This is a genomic window from Nostoc sp. (assembly GCF_036917415.1).
Taxonomy (GTDB): Bacteria; Cyanobacteriota; Cyanobacteriia; order Cyanobacteriales; family Nostocaceae; genus Nostoc.
On sequence record NZ_JBALDJ010000044.1, the window covers coordinates 17,069 to 36,809 of the forward strand.

Annotated in this window: 19 protein-coding genes; 15 read left to right on the forward strand and 4 right to left on the reverse strand. The window is 40.8% G+C overall.

Going from position 1 to position 19,741, the window contains the following annotated elements; all coding sequences use genetic code 11:
- Positions 1-53 precede the first annotated feature (53 nt).
- Positions 54-206 carry a hypothetical protein gene (locus V7K41_RS07460; protein WP_334847113.1) on the reverse strand — a complete coding sequence of 51 codons (153 nt, stop codon included), beginning with the start codon at positions 204-206 and terminating at the stop codon, positions 54-56.
- On the opposite strand from V7K41_RS07460, the gene V7K41_RS07465 reads away from it, so the two are divergent.
- The 14 genes from V7K41_RS07465 to gshB all read left to right on the forward strand — a co-directional run bounded on the left by V7K41_RS07465 (position 133) and on the right by gshB (position 13,777).
- On the forward strand, positions 133-330 hold the full coding sequence (locus V7K41_RS07465; RefSeq protein ID WP_292862738.1) for a SemiSWEET transporter: 198 nt from the start codon (positions 133-135) through the stop codon (positions 328-330). The two genes, V7K41_RS07460 and V7K41_RS07465, sit on opposite strands and share 74 nt — an antisense overlap.
- A gap of 21 nt (positions 331-351) precedes the next feature.
- The gene (locus tag V7K41_RS07470; protein ID WP_334846880.1) at positions 352-1,998 is read left to right on the forward strand and encodes a B12-binding domain-containing radical SAM protein; all 1,647 of its coding nucleotides are present in this window, start codon (positions 352-354) and stop codon (positions 1,996-1,998) included.
- A gap of 11 nt (positions 1,999-2,009) precedes the next feature.
- Positions 2,010-2,198 (forward strand): CPXCG motif-containing cysteine-rich protein, encoded by a 189-nt coding sequence (locus V7K41_RS07475; protein WP_012411100.1) that lies wholly within the window; start codon positions 2,010-2,012, stop codon positions 2,196-2,198.
- A gap of 19 nt (positions 2,199-2,217) precedes the next feature.
- The gene (locus V7K41_RS07480; protein WP_334846882.1) at positions 2,218-2,661 is read left to right on the forward strand and encodes an SRPBCC family protein; all 444 of its coding nucleotides are present in this window, start codon (positions 2,218-2,220) and stop codon (positions 2,659-2,661) included.
- Positions 2,662-3,295: 634 nt separating this feature from the next.
- Positions 3,296-4,057, forward strand: a complete 762-nt coding sequence (crtW, locus tag V7K41_RS07485; protein ID WP_334846883.1) for a beta-carotene ketolase CrtW — start codon at positions 3,296-3,298, stop codon at positions 4,055-4,057.
- A gap of 113 nt (positions 4,058-4,170) precedes the next feature.
- Complete coding sequence (gene cofG / locus V7K41_RS07490; RefSeq protein ID WP_334846885.1) at positions 4,171-5,151, forward strand: 7,8-didemethyl-8-hydroxy-5-deazariboflavin synthase subunit CofG; 981 nt, start codon at positions 4,171-4,173, stop codon at positions 5,149-5,151.
- 559 nt (positions 5,152-5,710) lie between these two features.
- Complete coding sequence (locus V7K41_RS07495; RefSeq protein WP_334846886.1) at positions 5,711-6,895, forward strand: ATP-binding protein; 1,185 nt, start codon at positions 5,711-5,713, stop codon at positions 6,893-6,895.
- A complete protein-coding gene (locus tag V7K41_RS07500; RefSeq protein WP_334846888.1) occupies positions 6,892-8,496 on the forward strand; it encodes a tetratricopeptide repeat protein in 1,605 nt (534 codons plus the stop codon). Before V7K41_RS07495 ends, V7K41_RS07500 begins: the two co-directional genes overlap by 4 nt.
- Before the next feature lie 181 nt (positions 8,497-8,677).
- Positions 8,678-8,956: a hypothetical protein gene (locus V7K41_RS07505; protein ID WP_334846890.1), complete on the forward strand. Its 279-nt coding sequence runs from the start codon at positions 8,678-8,680 to the stop codon at positions 8,954-8,956.
- Positions 8,957-8,982: 26 nt separating this feature from the next.
- Positions 8,983-9,237: a UPF0175 family protein gene (locus V7K41_RS07510; protein WP_334847097.1), complete on the forward strand. Its 255-nt coding sequence runs from the start codon at positions 8,983-8,985 to the stop codon at positions 9,235-9,237.
- Between the two features lie 355 nt (positions 9,238-9,592).
- A complete protein-coding gene (locus tag V7K41_RS07515) occupies positions 9,593-9,736 on the forward strand; it encodes a DUF3368 domain-containing protein (RefSeq protein WP_334847099.1) in 144 nt (47 codons plus the stop codon).
- A gap of 195 nt (positions 9,737-9,931) precedes the next feature.
- Positions 9,932-11,677, forward strand: coding sequence for a GTPase HflX (hflX, locus tag V7K41_RS07520; RefSeq protein ID WP_334847100.1), 1,746 nt, complete (start codon positions 9,932-9,934; stop codon positions 11,675-11,677).
- A 619-nt stretch (positions 11,678-12,296) separates the two neighbouring features.
- The gene (grxC, locus tag V7K41_RS07525; RefSeq protein ID WP_196512997.1) at positions 12,297-12,569 is read left to right on the forward strand and encodes a glutaredoxin 3; all 273 of its coding nucleotides are present in this window, start codon (positions 12,297-12,299) and stop codon (positions 12,567-12,569) included.
- Positions 12,570-12,802: 233 nt separating this feature from the next.
- On the forward strand, positions 12,803-13,777 hold the full coding sequence (gene gshB / locus V7K41_RS07530) for a glutathione synthase (RefSeq protein ID WP_334846893.1): 975 nt from the start codon (positions 12,803-12,805) through the stop codon (positions 13,775-13,777).
- A gap of 242 nt (positions 13,778-14,019) precedes the next feature.
- Here gshB and ftsZ read toward each other — a convergent pair whose 3' ends face one another.
- The 3 genes from ftsZ to V7K41_RS07545 all read right to left on the reverse strand — a co-directional run bounded on the left by ftsZ (position 14,020) and on the right by V7K41_RS07545 (position 17,499).
- A complete protein-coding gene (gene ftsZ / locus V7K41_RS07535) occupies positions 14,020-15,336 on the reverse strand; it encodes a cell division protein FtsZ (protein WP_334846894.1) in 1,317 nt (438 codons plus the stop codon).
- A 60-nt stretch (positions 15,337-15,396) separates the two neighbouring features.
- Entirely contained in the window at positions 15,397-15,684 is a 288-nt protein-coding gene (locus V7K41_RS07540) for a hypothetical protein (protein WP_334846896.1), read from the reverse strand.
- Positions 15,685-16,665: 981 nt separating this feature from the next.
- The gene (locus V7K41_RS07545) at positions 16,666-17,499 is read right to left on the reverse strand and encodes a cell division protein FtsQ/DivIB (protein WP_334846897.1); all 834 of its coding nucleotides are present in this window, start codon (positions 17,497-17,499) and stop codon (positions 16,666-16,668) included.
- Positions 17,500-18,402: 903 nt separating this feature from the next.
- Here V7K41_RS07545 and V7K41_RS07550 point away from each other — a divergent pair.
- Positions 18,403-19,734, forward strand: coding sequence for a P-loop NTPase fold protein (locus V7K41_RS07550; protein ID WP_334846899.1), 1,332 nt, complete (start codon positions 18,403-18,405; stop codon positions 19,732-19,734).
- The last annotated feature ends 7 nt before the right edge of the window (positions 19,735-19,741 follow it).

Here is a 19,741-nt window from a genome sequence, read left to right on the forward strand (position 1 = left end):
ATTGATCCAGGATAATAAAAATCAGTTTATAAGTTTTTTAACCAATGAAAACTTTATTTTATAGGTTTGCATCGCATGGATTTTATAACAATTTTAGGATTAGCTGCCGCCACAATAACCACAATCTCTTTTTTGCCACAGATGTTTAAAACTTGGCAAACAAAATCAGCAAAAGATGTTTCTTTGGTTACGCTGATTACATTCATAAGTGGTGTTTTTTTGTGGTTAATCTATGGAATTTATTTACAATCGTTGCCAATTATTCTTGCTAACGCCATAACATTGATTTTTAACTTAATTATTCTATGGCTTAAAATTAAATATAGATAAACTTGCCTCTAATAAATACCTGTGACATCATCTGTATTTGACTCTGAACACCTTCTATTTACACCCACCACCCCAGATACTAACGCTATCCCCATAATCTTCGCCTTTCCCAACGAGTACAGCGTAGGTATCACTAGCCTTGGCTATCAAGTAGTGTGGGCAACTTTGGCAATGCGTGATGATGTGCAGGTAAGTCGCCTGTTTACAGATACTCACGAACAACTCCCCAGAACGCCGGAAATTGCGGGATTTTCTATTTCGTGGGAACTGGATTATGTAAATATTTTAAATTTGCTGGAATCTTTAGATATTCCAATTCGAGGAACCTCTCGTGATGATTCTCATCCGATAATTTTTGGTGGTGGCCCCGTTCTCACTGCTAACCCCGAACCTTTTGCAGATTTTTTTGATGTAATTTTGCTGGGGGATGGCGAAACCCTGTTAGGGAATTTTATTGAGGCTTACAAAGAAGTAAGAAATGCCTCAAGACAAACTCAACTAAAAAGACTTGCACAAATACCAGGAATTTATGTACCAAGTTTGTATCAGGTGGAATATCACACAAAAGATGGTGAAGTAAAGTCTATTAAACCAATTTCTTCCGAAATTCCTGCAGTGGTGCAAAAGCAAACTTACAGAGGAAATACCCTATCGGCTTCTACTGTAGTCACCGAAAAAGCGGCATGGGAAAATATTTACATGGTGGAAGTGGTGAGAAGTTGCCCAGAAATGTGCCGCTTTTGTTTAGCGAGTTATCTCACGTTACCTTTTAGAACAGCTAGTCTGGAAAATTCATTAATTCCAGCCATTGAAAGAGGTTTAGAAGTCACAAATCGGTTAGGATTATTGGGGGCTTCAGTCACTCAACATCCAGAATTTGAGGCTTTGCTAGACTATATTAGTCAGCCAAAGTATGATGATGTCCGTCTCAGTATTGCCTCAGTCCGAACTAATACTGTAACAGTCCAGTTAGCAGAAACTTTGACAAAACGAGACACGCGATCGCTTACCATTGCAGTAGAAAGTGGTTCTGAGAAAATCCGGCAAATCGTCAACAAAAAGCTGCATAACGATGAAATCATCCAAGCAGCCATAAATGCCAAAGCTGGTGGCTTAAAAAGCTTGAAACTCTATGGAATGGCAGGAATTCCTGGTGAAGAAGCAGAAGATTTAGAGCAAACCGTGGTAATGATGCGTAATATCAAAAAAGCTGCACCGGGATTACGCTTAACATACGGATGCAGCACCTTTGTACCCAAAGCACATACGCCGTTTCAATGGTTTGGGGTGAATCGCCAAGCCGAAAAGCGGTTGCAGTTTTTGCAAAAACAGCTAAAACCACAGGGGATAGAGTTTCGTCCAGAAAGCTATAATTGGTCGATTATACAAGCTTTGTTATCGAGAGGCGATCGCAGAGTGTCCCAGCTTCTCGAACTTACTCGTGACTTTGGCGATTCCTTGGGTAGCTACAAACGTGCTTTCAAGCAACTCAAAGGGCAAATCCCCGACTTAGATTTCTACGTCCACGCCGAATGGTCAACAGAACAAGTATTACCGTGGAGCCACTTGCAAGGGCCTCTGCCACAGTCTACACTACTAAAACATTTGGCTGATGCTAAGAGTTATATCAATCCATCCCCAAAAGAATTACAGCCATTGAATTCATAGCTGAAAACTTGATGCAAAACACAGCTGAGTATTACTGCGCCTATTGCGGCGAACCGAACTTAACTTTTATTGATTTGAGTGCTGGAGGACAGCAATCTTACGTTGAAGATTGTCAAGTTTGTTGTAACCCAAATATTTTGTATGTGCGGGTTGATGAAGATACCCTAGATATCGAAATTGATACCGAATCTGAAAGCTAAATTTTAGGTTTTTCTTTCCATGCTGCACTTTAAACATTCCTCAGTAATTAATACCTCACCAGAAGTAGTTTGGAAATTTCACGAAAGGCCAGATATTTTGCAACTGTTGAATCCACCTTGGCAGCCAGTCCAAGTGGTTCGTCGTGAGGGAGGGTTAAACGTGGGCGCTATCACCGAATTTCGCTTGTTTCTCGGCCCATTACCCTTAACTTGGTTAGCCCGTCATACTGAATGTGAAAAATATCGCCTGTTTACCGACGAACAGATATCTGGCCCCTTTGAATCTTGGGTACATCGACATGAATTTGAACCGGAAAATGGCAAAACCAAATTAACTGACGCTATTTCCTTCTCTATGCCTGGTGGAGGAGCAGTTGAATTTATCAGTGGTTGGCTAGTGCAAGCGCAATTAGAAGCAATGTTTCGCTACCGCCACTATGTGACTAAACGAGAATGCGAGTAATTATGAGCATTCTCTTGTAGTAGGTGGCTCCAGATTTTTAGCTTACTAGGAGCCATATTTATTATTTTATCTTTATTAGTTTAGATAAGAAAAACCAATAAGTTTTCTAATTTACATTAGATTTTTTTGACAATATAAATACTATTTCGCTAATTTCAAAGTGTTTGCTGAAAAGCTTGAAAATCTCATCCTTAGAGTCGAGGTTTAATCCTCAGTCTGAACTTTGGAGCGATCGCTTTCTAGCCTACATTAGTTTGGGATCTCAACAGCTACAGCATCATACACGAATACTCCACTTCATTCCCAACTCTTGCCGCTAATTATGTTACCGCCTTTTTCCCAGACTTCGGCTGTTTAAAAAGCCCCATATTAAAAACACTAGTTTTTATAAGTACTAGAATCCGCAGTACTATTACTTACTTAGCCCAATCCCTATACCAAAAACAGTTGTTGGTATGGAGGTTGTATGTGTAATAATAGTTCAAGTATCTTAATATTTATAAACATCTTAAAGTGTTAGCACTATCCAATGCAAAACACTTACCACTAATAAAGTTTTCTGGCTGGTGGTTAGTGCTTTTTGTGGTGACTATATTTTAGGAGTTTTCACCTGAATACTAGGCGGAGTAAAAGCGTGATTCAATTAGAACAACCACCCAGTTATCAAATAAAACTGACTCCAGTAGTGAAAAGTCAATCTCAGTTTCAAGGACTTTTCATCGCTCTTGTCATTGTTAGTGCATGGGTGATTAGCTTGAGTTTATTACTTGCCCTTAACATCTCAAAATTACAATTTTGGATGCTATTGCCTAGCATAGCTTGGCAAACATTTTTATATACGGGATTATTTATTACATCTCATGATGCTATGCATGGGGTAGTGTTTCCCCAAAACAGCAAAATTAATCATCTTGTTGGGAGATTAACCCTATCTCTTTATGGTCTTTTACCATATAAAAAATTATTGAATAAGCATTGGTTACACCACCAAAATCCAGCAACTCCAATAGACCCAGATTTTCATAATGGTAAACACAAAAACTTCTTTGCTTGGTATTTCCATTTTATGAAAGGTTACTGGAGTTGGGGACAAATTATTGCTCTAACTCTTATCTATCAATTTGCTAATCGCATTCTTCATATACCCCATGCTAATCTAATAACTTTTTGGGTGCTTCCTTCACTTCTAAGTTCATTCCAATTATTTTATTTTGGTACTTTCCTTCCACATAGCGAACCAATCACAGGGTATATTCAGCCTCACTATGCCCAAACGATTAGCCGTCCAATTTGGTGGTCATTTATCACGTGCTATCATTTCGGCTACCACGAGGAACATCACGAGTATCCCCATGTTGCTTGGTGGCAGTTACCAGAAATTTACCAAGCAAAATAGTTCTTGTTTATCTAATAAATAAGTGGGCGTGAATAATTAAAGGTTTGTAGTCAGCGTCTCCAGCCCTTAAAATAAGTCTGGGGCTGCTTACTAAGAGCAAATTTATTCTGCTTATGCCAATTAATAATTCTCGTCTTGTCACCTATAGCCCTGCTTATACAATCGTTCCTACTTACGAGTGCTTTAATCGGTGTAGTTACTGCAACTTTCGCAGCGAACCAGGTAAAAGTCCCTGGATGAGTCTTTCAGATGCAGACAGTATTTTAAAACCACTTCAAAGCGAAAAAGTCTGTGAAATTCTTATACTTAGCGGTGAAGTGCATCCTCATTCGCCAAAGCGTCAGGCGTGGTTTGGACGAATTTATGATTTGTGTGAATTAGCGCTTTCAATGGGGTTTTTACCTCATACAAACGCGGGGCCACTGAGTTTTGAAGAAATGCAAAAGCTCAAGCGTGTGAATGTTTCGATGGGGCTGATGTTGGAACAGTTAACACCAACATTGTTTAATAGTGTACATCGGCACGCACCGAGTAAATTACCAGAAGTTCGTTTACAGCAATTGCAATGGGCGGGAGAGTTGCAGATTCCCTTTACAACTGGGTTACTGTTGGGAATTGGGGAAACAGTTGATGATTGGTGGGAAACATTAATAGCTATATCTCAACTGCATCAACGTTATCACCACATTCAAGAAGTTATCCTGCAACCTCATAGTCCAGGATATCAGCAAACCTTTGATGCACCACCTTTTGACCCTCATCAGTTACCAGAAGTAATTTTCAGGGCGCGTCAGATTTTACCGCCAGATATTACTATTCAAATTCCGCCGAATTTAGTTAAAGATGACCGATGGTTACTCGCTTGTATCGAAGCTGGTGCGCGAGATTTGGGCGGAATTGGGCCAAAAGATGAAGTGAATCCCGATTATCCTCATGTTCAAGAACAGGCATTAAGAGAAATTTTACAGCCTGCGGGGTGGGAATTGATACCCCGTTTGCCAGTTTATCCCCAATTTGATCGCTGGTTGTCGAAAGAATTACAAACAGCAGTGATGCACTGGCGAAAGACTCTAACCCCAGTTTCTCTTTTGTAAGAACAGGGAAGTAAAGATTTTCCCATCTCGTAGTAATTTTTTGCTGACGAGTATTTGAGGTGCGTTCATCCACCTCTGAACTCGTTGACGAGTCTTTGAACTAGATGAATCCACCTTTGAACTCCGTTAACGAGTCTTTGAACTGGATGAATCCACCTTTGAACTCCGTTAACGAGTCTTTGAACTGGATGAATCCACCTTTGAACTCCGTTAACGAGTCTTTGAACTAGATGAACGCATCTAAATTCTCTATAATCTCGATTATTATAAGCATCATTGCTATATTTTTTACCTATGGTTAATATAGCAATCCGATTTGATTCCTGAATTACTTGTAGAGACTAGGGACTGGGGACTGGGGACTGGGGACTCTTAAGAAGGAATAAAGTGTACTGAGTTTTTTTCAAAAATCAAATATGAGTCCTATAGTACTGACTTACTCTCAAACCTCTACAACGCCTTTAACCCCTTTGAACCCTTACCCGCAGGTGATCCAAAATATGTAGATTGTCAGGATGTGCGGGGAGATGCGGATATTGAGCAAGAGTTGGGAAATCGAATGCGACTAGCAAATACAAATACTTGCCAATTGTATTCTGGTCATCGGGGTGCGGGGAAGTCTACAGAATTACTTAAGTTAAAGAAGTATTTAGAAAATCGCCAATTTTATGTTGTGTATTTTGCGGCTGATGAAGAGGATATCGATTCTGAAGATGCCCAATATACAGATATTCTCCTCGCCTGTACCCGCCGTTTGCTCAAAGATTTAAAAGAAATTGCCAGTCCTCGTCCGATACTTAACTGGTTAAAAAGTCGTTGGGAAGATTTAAAAGATTTGGCGCAGACTCCCATAGAGTTTGAGAGTCTGGAAGTAGAAGCCCAGCTTGCTCAATTCGCCAAGTTGACCGCAAATTTAAGAGCTGTTCCTGAATTACGCCAGAAGATTCGCCAAAAAATTGATCCTTACACTGTCACTTTAATTCAGGTGTTGAATGAGTTCCTGGTGGATGCAAAAAAGAACTTACCTACAGGTAAAACTCAACTGGCGGTAATTGTCGATAACTTAGACCGGATGGTGTTAGTCAAAGAAGGAGAACGCACTAACTATGAGGAAGTCTTTTTAGACCGCAGCGAACAACTCCAAGCTTTAGATTGCCATTTGATTTACACTGTCCCCATTTCAATGGTCTATTCTACCAGGGCAACAGACCTTAGAGATATCTACGGCGACCCCCAAATTTTGCCGATGATTATGGTAAATACTCTCAAGGGAGACATTTATCAGCCAGGACTCAAGAAAGTTAAGGAAGTAATTAACAAGCGAGTCCGGCAAATTGCACCGGAACTATCACTAGAGAAGGAAATTTTTGATAGTCCCCAAACCTTAGACAGACTTTGTTTGATGAGTGGAGGTCATGTGAGGAATTTGCTATTGTTAACTCAAGATGCCATTGGACGCACTGAAGAATTACCTGTTTCGGAAAAGGCGGTACGACGAGCAATTACTCAAGCCAGAGATACTTATCGCCGCGCAGTGGAAAATCATCAATGGGATCTGTTAGCGAAAGTGTCTTGTTCTAAGCGCATTGTTAATGATGACTTGTATCGGAGTTTGATGTATAATCGCTGTCTTTTAGAATACCGATATTTTAATGATGATGGAGAGATGCAGCGTTGGTATGATATTCATCCATTGATTCAAGGAATTCCAGAATTTAAAGAAGCCGTAGCAAAACTTTCATGAACCCAAATTTAAGTGATTGGGATGATGATTTACCCCCAGAACCAGAAGAGGCTTATCAAGACTTGCTTCGCGCACTGAAGCGTAAATCAGGATTTGGTTTGTTTTTTGTCCAATCTACACCTGCGGAAGCAGACAAGTTCATTGTCAAACTTCCCCAGGAGATTCCGCAGAAGAAGATTGAAGTTTTACGCTTTGTCGAGTCGATTGACAATTTATATCAGCCCGTGGCAGAGTTTGTTAAAGACAAGCAAGTTGATATTTTATTAATTAAAGGTCTGGAATATTCTTTATATAAGTATGAAAAAAGAAGTTTTGGGGAAATTACAGAAGGACAATTTAGTAATTTAACCAGTGTTCCGCATATTTTAAACCACTTAAACCAACAACGAGAACGCTTTAGGGATGATTTCCCAATTACCTTTGTTTTTCTTTTGCGGTCATTTTCGATCAACTATTTTATTCATCGCGCCCCAGATTTTTTTGATTGGCGTTCTGGGGTTTTTGAATTACCTATAACGCCAGAAGTAGTAAATAAAGAGTCATTTCGCCTACTAAATGAAACAGACTATGAGGAATATTTTAAACTCAGCCCAGACAAAAAGATAGAGAAAATGCTAGAAATTCAAGACTTGCTTGCAGAAGAACACCAAGCAAAAAGTCTCAAGGCTAGTTTACTACGTGAACGGGGTAGGTTGTTACATTCTGCTGATGAATTTAAAGCCGCGATCACTTCCTACAACAAAGCACTGGAAATTAAACAAGATTACTACGAAGCTTGGTACAATCGTGGCTATGCGCTACACAAATTAGGACACTATAAAGAAGCCATGGCGTCCTACGATCAAGCACTTAAGTTTAAACCTGATTACCACCAAGTTTGGAACAATCGGGGCAATGTGCTACGCAAATTAGGACGCAATGAAGAAGCGATCGCATCCTATAACCAAGCAGTTAAATTTAAACCTGATTACCACCAAGCTTGGAACAATCGGGGCATTGCGCTAGGCAATTCAGGATGCTATCAAGAAGCGATTGCATCCTATGACCAAGCACTAATATTTAAACCTGATCACCACACAGCTTGGAACAATCGGGGCATTGTACTAGGCATTTTAGGAAGCAATGAAGAAGCGATCGTAGCCTATGACCAAGCACTAATATTTAAACCTGATTACTACAAAGCTTGGTACAATCGGGGCATTAGATTACGCAAATTAAGACGCAATGAAGAAGCGATTGCATCCTATGACCAAGCACTAATATTTAAACCTGATTACTACAAAGCTTGGTACAATCGAGGCTATGTGCTAGGCAGTTTAGGACGCAATAAAGAAGCAATCGTATCCTATAACCAAGCACTGAAATTTAAACCTGACTACCACAATGCTTGGTACGAAAAAAGCCATATACTAAGGAAGTTAGGACATTACAAAGAAGCGATCAACTCCTTTAAACAAGCTGTGAAAAATGACCCTGGTTTCTACAAAATTAATTATATCCGAATTATTGTATTTGAAATATTCCAAATACTACTACTAATAATAGTAGTATTTGGAATATTAGTAGTAAAATTTATATACAAGATAATTAATTTTTTTTAAATTTTGTTAAAGTTAATTATTTAGAGACACTGATTAAAAGAAATTACTATCATTGTCTACTATTTAGTTAATATTGAATAATTTATTAGTAGCGATCGCCTTCACACTTCAACTGAAAATGAAAAGCGATATGATACATTACTAAATATAAAGTTAATCCATCTTCAGGAACACAAATCAGATGTCAGAAAACGCGCAAGAGCAAAAACAGTTATCTCTCAAAGAAATTGTTAGCCTATTTTTGGCAGAACGTCACAAAATACTAGAACCTTTTATCGCCGCCACAGCCGAAGATTTTTTGAACGATCCCGAATTAACAGAATTCTCAGTTTTAGATGGTGAAGATTGGGAAACTGAGAATGAAAACATAATTCATGTGGAAGAACCCGAAAGCATTCGTAGCCATGATGCTTTTTTGAACGGCTACGCACCAGAAGACGAAAGACTTTATCAAGACTGAAATTAAAAGCGAACATCCTGATAAAAATCATGTCACAACTTAAAATTGACTATCCAGAAACTTTACCAGATGCCTTACAGCAAACGCGAGAACAGTTTGAACAAGAAGCAAAAATGGCGATGGCAGTTAAACTATTTGAAATGAAACGCATTTCTTCTGGTTTAGCCGCACAATTAGCAGGTATAGATAGAGTGACTTTTTTACTTAATTTACACCGTTATAGTGTGGCGATGATTGATTTAACAGAAGAGGAACTTGTATCTGATTTAGCGAATGCTTGAAACTAATATAATTGTTATCAACACAGCACCCATTATTTCTAGAATAGCGGCAATAGGAGATTTAAGAATTCTTCAATCTTTGTATACTCAGGTTTTGGTTCCCTTTGAAGTTTGTCAATAAATACTTGCTGGAGGTGCAAGCGGATTTGCGGTAAGTGAATTTGAGGATGCCGATTGGCTACAAAAATCGCAAATACCCTTAACTAATATTTCTCCATTCTTACTTAATTCTTTAGATTTAGGAGAAGCTTCTGTTATCCAACTTGCGCTCAATGAAAATATCCAGACTGTTTGCATTGATGAAGCAGCTGGTAGACGAGTTGCCAGGTTAAGCGGTCTTTCTGTTACAGGTACTATCGGTATTTTGTTGCGTGCACAGCGAGAAGGATACCCTATTGATATTAAACAAGCAATTGATAGAATGATTGCTCGTGGAATTAGGCTAAGTGAAACTATTATCAATTTTGCATTTCAACAAACTGGTGAAATAGATCCTTAAATTTTGTTCGGAAGCGGCGCGTGTTGTTACCATTGCTCGATTTGTGAGTTATTACCACCAAAATCGCTTCAAATAAATACCCACCGTGAACAAATTACTAACGCATCCCTCAAAGGAGAGAGATAGGAGCCTAAACCCTGTTGTAAAATAGACATATAAGGATTCGGGGGGCCATTTAACTGGTCATAAACGCCTATAGAAACTATTTTTGGAAATCTCCAAGGTCTGAAGTCCAGCCAGCTGAAGCAACTACAGCGGCTGTATCACCAGCGCATACCAGGCGATCGCATCACCACGCCTGAGTTTTCCCAGCGTATGGCAGCAATTAGCACAGAAGTCAATCAGCCTGTGTGTGCCTACATCAACCGTCGCGGACAAGTGATTCGCGTCGGGGTAGGCACACCGCGTCAAACGCAAATACCACCGATGGAATTGCCCCGTTACGGTGCAGAACGACTCAGTGGTATTCGTTGTATTGCCACCCATCTCAAGCCAGAACCGCCCAACGAAGCGGCGCTTACGGCTATGGCACTGCAACGCTTAGATGCCCTAGTTGTCCTAAATATTACCGGAACCGGATTTACACGGCGGGGAGGCGGTGTGACTGGATATGTCAAAGAAGCTTATCTAGCTCATTTGACACCCCAAGAGTCTCGCACCCTGATTACTAGTCCTGCTGCTCTCAAGGTAGAGGAGAGCCAAATCCAATCTCCAAGTTGGAATATATCGCCACCTATGGATTTGGATGATTTGGCAGACCAGGATTTAGTAGACTTGGTGGAAAATCTGGAAGCGGAATTCCAGCGCGAATTTATCGCCCAGGAAGTAGATGCTGACCACGATCGCGTGCTGATTGTGGGGCTGATGACGAGTGAGATGACTCCCCTACAATTCCAAGACACCCTACTAGAATTGGCACGGTTAGTTGATACTGCTGGGGGAGATGTATTACAGACAATACAACAAAAGCGATCGCGCGTTCATCCCCAGACGGTAGTTGGCGAAGGTAAGGTGCAAGAAATTGCCCTAACTGCCCAAACACTAGGAGTCAACCTCGTTGTCTTCGACCGCGACCTTTCACCCTCCCAAGTCCGCAACTTAGAAATGCAAATTGGTATCCGGGTAGTTGATCGTACCGAAGTAATTTTAGATATCTTTGCCCAACGCGCTCAATCTCGTGCCGGTAAGTTGCAAGTAGAACTAGCACAGTTAGAATATATGCAGCCGCGACTGGCTGGTAGAGGTCGCACCATGTCCCGATTGGGTGGTGGTATTGGGACTCGTGGCCCTGGTGAAACCAAACTGGAAACTGAACGCCGTGCCATTGGGCAGCGTATTTCCCGACTGCAAAAAGAAGTGAACCAGTTGCAAGCCCATCGTTCGCGGTTACGGCAACGAAGACAGCATCGAGAAGTTCCTTCAGTCGCTTTAGTTGGATATACCAACGCTGGTAAGTCCACTTTGCTGAATGCTCTCACTAATGCAGAAGTTTATACAGCCGACCAGTTATTTGCCACTCTCGATCCTACCACCCGCCGCCTGACGATTCCTTATGGCGAAACAAATGAACATCAGGAAATTCTGATTACAGATACAGTAGGGTTTATACACGAACTGCCTGCATCGTTAATGGATGCCTTCCGCGCCACCTTAGAGGAAGTTACAGAAGCCGATGCCCTACTACATTTGGTAGATTTGTCTCATCCTGCTTGGTTGCGTCATATTCGCTCAGTCAGAGAAATTTTGGCACAAATGCCAATAACTCCTGGCCCAGCACTAGTTGTTTTTAACAAAATCGATCGAGCCAATAGTGAGACACTAGCTCTAGCTAGAGAAGAATTTCCCCTAGCGGTATTTATTTCAGCCAGTCAGCGCTTGGGATTAGAAACCCTACGTCAGCGCCTTGCCAAGCTGATTGAATACGCTGTTGACTCCCAGTAAATACTGAAATAAATTTTTAATTGCTAGTTTAAAATGCCGTAGTTAATAGTAACTATGGCATTTTCTATTGAAAATAATATATATTTCTACTTTACTCAAGCTTTATAGGGTTATGTGGAATTTGCTGAATGACAATTTTATAAAAGACGTGCTAGAACAATTGATTAATGGTATTTTTCTGTACTTGCCTCTCCAAAGGGGTACACTACAAACTAATATCAATATTTTTTACATTACTTAACACTACTTTTATTTATTTATTTTTGCCTACTTACATCAACGGCTTCTGTAGATTAGGTTATGAAGAGATAAAGCAGCCACAGTCAGTGACCAAAGAAGGCAGAGGGCAGTTCTTGCTGGAGGCAGGAGGAAAGAATTTATTTTCCCTCTGCAAGCGAGGGTTTCAGAGCAAATAAATTTATTTATGAAAAAAGGTAAAAAATGTATTTCAGCGAGTAGGCGCCAAAAAATACAGCGCTCAATTGTTAAATCCCCTAAATTTATTTATGGGGATTCCCTCCAGCAAGAACTGCCTTCTCTTCGAGACGCTACGCGAACGTCCTCCTGCCTCCTTAAAAAGCTCTAAAATTAAAAAGTATTAAATCAAGTTGAGGACATCATGGCTGCAAAAGTAGAAATTTACACTTGGAGGACTTGCCCGTTTTGCATTCGTGCTAAAAGCTTGCTGAAGAACAAGGGAGTTGAATTTATCGAATACAGCATTGATGGAGATGAAGCAGCCAGAAATAAAATGGCTCAAAGAGCAAATGGACGCCGTTCTTTACCGCAAATTTTCATCAACGACGATCATGTTGGTGGTTGTGATGATATCCACGCTTTAGACAGTCAAGGCAAGCTGGATGAGCTACTAACTTCTAGCAATAGCGTATAGGTTCAGAAGGTATTGCGCTAGCGACAAGCCACTGCAAATTACACGGCAAGTCGCTATAACTCTAGAAAAACAACGCGCTGCCTTGTCTACGGGCTTCCTCACAAAACTAATCTGTCCACAAGACTTTACCCTCCAGGTTCTACTCAGCAGTACACATGTACATCAATTGGTGAGAGCATCAAGAGATAATAATTGAATAACCATTTAATTTCTTGGTGATTGAGGTATAAAGGGTGAAACTGGCTTTTATCATTGATCCCATCCATCTACTTGACCCGTGTCATGATACTAGTGTTGCCCTAATTGAAGCAGCGCAAATCCTGGGACACGAAGTTTGGGTGACTCAAGCAAATCTGCTGAGTGTGGCAAAGGGCAAAGCTTGGGCTGTCCTACAGCGAGTCGAACTTGTACCAGTACAGTTAGTCGAGGGACGCTGGGTAGCGGCGAATCCTTGGTATAAGTTGAGCGATTCCTCCTTAACTTCTTTAGAGACAATGGACGCCGTATTTATGCGGACAGATCCACCTGTCAATGATTCTTACCTATATGCCACCTACATTCTCGATTACATTGACCAAAATAAAACCCTGGTGATTAACAGTGCCAGTGGCATCCGAGGGGCAAATGAAAAAATGTACGCCCTCCAGTTTACTAAAGCGATTCCTGAAACGATTGTCAGTGCTGATAAGCAATTTATCCGGCAATTTGTGGAAGCAAAGGGGGCAGCAGTTCTCAAACCATTGGGTAACAAAGCTGGCGAAGGAATTTTGTTTTTGCAATCAGGCGATCGCAATTTTAACTCTATTGTTGAACTCAGTACCCTCCAAGGTAAAGTGCCAGTAATGGTACAAACCTATTTACCACAGGCAAAAGAAGGAGATAAACGAATTATCCTGCTCAATGGTGAACCAATTGGTGCGCTCAATCGCCTCTCTAGTGGAACTGATTTTCGCAATAATATGGCAACTGGTGGTACAGTTGCTCGAACCGAAATTACCCCAAGAGAGTATGAAATTTGTACCCAAGTAGCCGAACGTTTACGCCAAGACGGCTTAATTTTTGTCGGTATTGACGTTATCGGTGGCTACCTAACTGAAGTTAACGTCACTAGTCCTACCGGCATTCGTGAGATTGACCGCCTAGATGGTACTCGCCTTGGTCATCAGGTTATTCAATGGATTGAACAGACACTAAAAATCCAAAAATAATTTACATTTATTTTTTAGTTTGATGTCCTATTCTTCAGCAAACAGACTTCTTTCTGACATGCCCAAATTCATTCTATAAAGTAGCGTTGACAAGTTTTTTTACCAATTGGCAAAATTGGGGATGGCAAAAGATTGCTTATCCCTGCCCTTGGTAAAACCCTGGTGGAAGTAGCAGATTTTATACAGCGTTCAGCTTGACCTGAGACTGCTAAGTTAATCTAAAATCTCAAATCCAAAATCTTTTAATTCCTTGGTGTACGTCGGTTTCTCAGAAAATCAGGTATATCTAATCCAGGTTTTTCTTTTGGTTCTGGAATTGGAGTTGGAGTTGGAGTTGAACTTGGAGTTGAGGTTGGGGGATTAACAGGGGGTTGCTGTGTTGTTGGACGCTTCGAGGTATTAGGTGCTACTCGAACGTTAGCTACACTTTGTTGTACCGCAGCTTGCACTTCACCTGTAAATCCGGTAGCAATTACAGTAATTCTTACCTCACCTTGAAGCCTGTCATCAATTACAGCCCCAAAAATAATATTGGCATTGGGATCAACTACTTCATAGATTGCTTCTGCGGCTGCATTCACTTCATGCAAAGTCAGGTCAGTACCACCTGTGATATTAAATACAACTCCCCTGGCGCCTTCAATAGAACACTCTAGTAATGGTGAAGAAATAGCTGCGATCGCTGCTTCTCTAGCTCTGGATTTTCCAGAGCTAACGCCTATTCCCATCAATGCCGAACCCGCATCTGCCATAACTGCTCGGACATCAGCAAAGTCAACATTTACCAAACCGGGGATTGTGATGATATCAGAAATACCTTGCACCCCTTGACGCAGCACATCATCTGCATAGCGAAAAGCTTCTTGCACAGGCGTTTGTTCGGGGATCACTTCCAGCAGTTTGTTGTTAGGGATAATGATCAGTGTATCTACTCTACTTTTTAGTCCTTCAATACCTTGTTCTGCTTGACTGGTGCGGCGGCGTCCCTCAAAAACAAATGGACGTGTGACTACACCAACAGTGAGAGCGCCCATTTCTTTGGCCACTTCTGCCACGATTGGTGCTGCACCTGTCCCAGTACCACCCCCCATACCAGCAGTGATAAATACTAAATCTGCACCCTCTAAAGCTGTAGCAATTTCGTCTCGTGATTCCTCAGCTGCTTTTTGACCGATAGCAGGATTACCACCTGCTCCTAAACCCCGTGTTAGCTTCTGTCCAATTTGCAATCGACTTGGAGCACCAGCTAAGGTAAGAGCTTGGGCATCAGTGTTAATTGACCAAAACTCTACCCCAGAGACATCAGACTCGATCATGCGGTTAACAGCATTGCCACCACCACCACCGACACCAATTACTTTGATGTTGGCGACCCGACCAGGAACAATCTCGCCAATTCGGCTATTTTCTGGAGAAATTTTCTTATTATCGTGATTTTGCCCGAAGTTCAGTCCAGAGTTATTAAAGGGATTGGTCGAGTTAACTGCCAGAGAGAACCCCGGCTGTCCCGTAGATTGGGAATTTTTATAGTTAAGTTCTTGGTTATTATCAAGTGTCATTGGATTTGTGAAAGGGTAGATAAACGACTTTTTCAGGTGTTATTCACCTAAGAGTCAACTTTAGTTTGACAATGCCACAATACTATGGCGTTGTTCTTTATTGTTTTCACTACTGCCAAGCCTAACAGAATTGGCAGTGCGAAAATTTGCTATGGGATAAGCTGTTAACACAGCCGATCGCACAGCCAATTCTAGAGAAGTATACCTATATTTATCTAAAACTGACCTGTATAACTTCAACCAGACATTAATCTCTTCATTATTCTCAGCGGCGGGCATAACTTGTAAAGACACACTACAGCGTATCTTCTCTGCCTCAATAATAATATTGTTAATAGGTTTCACCATTGGGGATGATTGCAACTTTAGACACAAAATTTACCTTCTACTTACTTATCCTTAAGGTTAAACTAAGCAAGAATTTACTTGTCAGACTATACCTGATTAATTTGTTGTTTGGGTGGTCTCAATGGACACTTTGTTGGAGCAATAGTCTATCCTACAAGAATCCTCACTAGTGCGGCCAACAAATCAAGATTTCCTAAGAGATTTCTTAAGGAGGCAGGAGGACGTTCGCGTAGCGTCTCGAAGAGAAGGCAGTTCTTGCTGGAGGGAATCCCCATAAATAAATTTAGGGGATTTAACAATTGAGCGCTGTATTTTTTTGCGCCTACTCGCTGAAATACATTTTTTACCTTTTTTCATAAATAAATTTACTTGCTCTGAAACCCTCGCTTGCAGAGGGAAAATAAATTCTTTCCTCCTGCCTTCTGCCTTCTGCCTCCTGCCCTCTGCCTTCTTTGGTCACCTAATAGGAATTACAGCACAGAGCAGTCCAAACTTATTGCCCAGAAGCAATGCTTACGCAACTTTGGGGTGGCATTTTTCGTTACAGATTGAAACTTCGGTAAACTGTCTTTGGAAGTGTCCTCAACAGACCAAAGTCAGAGCCTTTTTGCCTCTACACTTGAATGGCGGCGTAAACCGTTCTCATTAGTGCCCTCTGCTCACGAGTCTGAATCTGAATTAAAAGCTCAAGCAACTTTCTCGTTTTTGCACTGGGTTTAGTCAAAGAATGTATGGACACAAGGCGTTTTGTACGCCATAGACCATCATTAGATTGTCTGACATCTTGCACCCTACTATTAGATGTTAGGGTAACAAGTAAGGGTCTGTTACTCCCAATAAAGATTTTATGATTGATCTTTTCATTTTAATTAGAAGTTAATGCCGATTTCCGTGCGATTTGCTGGAAAACTGAAAATAATACATATATTTATCAGCATAAAGCTTCTTTATTTACTAGGAGCTATCAAAATAATAAACTTGCTAAATGTTTTTAGGGATTTTGGGAGTTAATTTTTGGTCTTTTTGGTTCATCTGTACTAATGGAAAATCGGGATTTTTTAGATCAATATACTCTATTTGACCGGAATTAAATTTTGTTGTTAAATGGCGCATTTGGGCGAGTACCTTAATTTGTTCAGATAACTGGGGGCCTGGCACACCAAGATGCACGTTTCCTAATTCTGTTTTCAAAATTAAATTTGTTGGATTTTGGCAATCAATTTCTATAACTTTCACGGGACTTTGGCTCACAGCTTCATGGAGTTGAGTCCAGTAAAGGCAGTATTGATTTGGCGAACCAATTACTCTGAGATTGGGTAATTTTTTAGTGGGATTCAATGATGTATATTTTTCTAAAGGCATCCAGGCCCCACTTGCATCTAGTAAGCCGATTGTTACTTTTTTGTTGCCACGTGTTTGAGTTACCGCTACAGGTACTCGTTCTTGGATTTCAATGATTAATCCAGGAGGAAACAGGCGTCGTCTGACGATCGCTTGGGCAATAGTTGGTTGTTTCTTCAAAGAGTTAGCGATCGCCGACGGTTCAATCCGCCACAAAGACTGAGGGTAAGACAGCACCAACAATGACTGAGTTGTTTGATCCGACAATAATTTATTGCCTGATTTCATCACTATTTGTTTGGGAGCCTTTAGCATCCACACTGGTTGGACTGCCACCCACAACAATCCACCCGCCAAACCAGTAATGGCAAAGGTTCGCCAAATAGCTTGAATAATTCTCATCCGCCGCTGCCGACGCAATTTCTGACGACGCTGGGCTAGATGCGTGCGGGAAACTGATATTATGCCAGCCATTCACACCCCTTTTTGGTTGCAATCTAAATTCCTTGACAAGCTCGTATCATTATTAATTTCAGTAAACACTGTTGGCATTTTTTAACCGCTCTCCTCAAGACTTTTTTATTTTTAGTAACACTTTACAGTAACTACACAAGGATTATGGCGGTAGTCATTATTCCTATTTAAAGTTTACGGTGTCCATTTTTAACTGACTCTAGTCTTTTTGACAAGTTATTTTTGAAGATTTTTCCTTAAAGATTACAAAATATTAATTGAGATGTATGGGATTTTGCCTTCTTGACAAATAGAATGTGAAATGATACATAAGTATTCCTGGATCTCTGTATACCTTGCTATAATTCATACTAGTTAGACTCATTAGCTATCCAAACTGAGAGCATGAAATTTTGTAGCTTTTTTTACTTACTTCCTAAGCCATATAATTTTGTGGCAGGCCAAACAGAAGCGAGAGATTGTCAAAACCTCAATAGCAGGTGTAAAAAGGACAGATATGCTTAAAGATTGAGGGATCGAATGGTACGAATCAAAGATGAAATCCTTGCCAGACATGGGTATAGGGGATAGGGTGTAGGTTCGGAAAAAATCAAGAAAATTAAAAATAAGTGCGAACATAAAAAAATTTCTTTGCTACGCAACGCTGGCGCGAACGTCACTATACCCCACACCCTACACCCCACACCCAAAAGCTTTGCAGATAATGGGTTTGCATTATCTTAGTCCCATTCGCTATTAGGGTCAATTAAATCTTTAACATACTACTGACAGTAATCTGGCAACAAGTGCTGTCTTTTGCAAGACACTACCACCTTGCGAGTTAATCCTGTGTCTACATCCTAGATCAGGATTAATTGTATAAAAAATCCAAACCAAACTGCATCTACATAAACCTCTACATACATGAAAACGACATTAAATCTGTCACGTTTTTATAAAGCATGTAACCCTAGCTACACGCTAAATATAAGTAACGTACTAGATCGGCAGTATTACATAGATTTTGCTGATGTACGTGGTTGCAAGATTGTCGAAGAATTGCAACGAACGATCGTTCGTATTTCTCCTGACGAGCCAACCTGTCAGTTATTTACGGGTCATATAGGCTGCGGTAAGTCAACGGAATTGCAGCGCCTCAAGACAGAACTAGAATTGGCAGGATTTCATGTGGTTTATTTTGAGTCCAGTCAAGACTTAGACATGGCAGATATTGATATCAGCGATATTTTGCTGAGTGTAGCCCGTCAAGTCAGTGCCAGTTTAGAAGGGATTAGCATCAAACTCAAACCTGGTTACTTTACCAATTTGTTTAAAGAAGTAGGCGATTTTTTGCAAAGCCCCATAGAGCTTTCTGGACAAGCAGAGTTGTCCTTGGGTATTGCCAAAATTACCGCCAAAACCAAAGATAGCAACCAGATGCGGAATCAGCTGAGGCAATATCTGGAACCACGAACCAATAGTATTTTGCAAGCGATTAACGAAGAAATTTTAGAAAAGGCTGTTGAACAGCTAAAGCTAAGAGGTCAAAAAGGACTGGTAGTGATTGTAGATAATTTGGATCGAGTGGATATGCGTCCCTTAGCATCCGGGCGATCGCAACCAGAATATCTTTTCATCGACCGAGGCGAACAGTTACGCCGACTTAAATGCCACCTAGTTTACACAATTCCCCTAACGTTAATTTTCTCCAATGAGTATGAGACACTAAAAAATCGTTTGGGGGGAGGGATTGCACCAAAAGTACTGCCGATGGTATTAGTGCGGCAAAGAGATGGCAGTGACTACGAACCAGGGATGTCACTAGTACGCCAGTTAGTTCTAGCTAGAGCTTTTCCAGAAGTTCCTTTGAATAGCAGACTTTTATTAATTACAGAATTATTCGATCACTCCCAAACCTTGGATCGTCTATGTCGTGTTAGCGGTGGTCACATTCGTAACTTATTAGGCTTACTTTATAGCTGCCTGCAACGACAAGATCCCCCTTTTTCTAGGGATTGCTTAGAAGCAGTGATTAAGGACTACCGCGACGATCTGCTATTAGCTATTGATGAGTCCCAGTGGGAATTATTGTTTGAAGTGGTACAGCAACAGAGAGTTAAGGGTGAGTCTGACTATCAGAGCTTATTAAGAAGCATGTATCTGTTTGAATATCGCGATCCTGTGGGGCGTTGGTTTGGCATAAGTCCAGCCTTGGCAGAAACAGAAAAAGTTTTGGCTTGGCAACAAAGCAAGTAACAGTCAA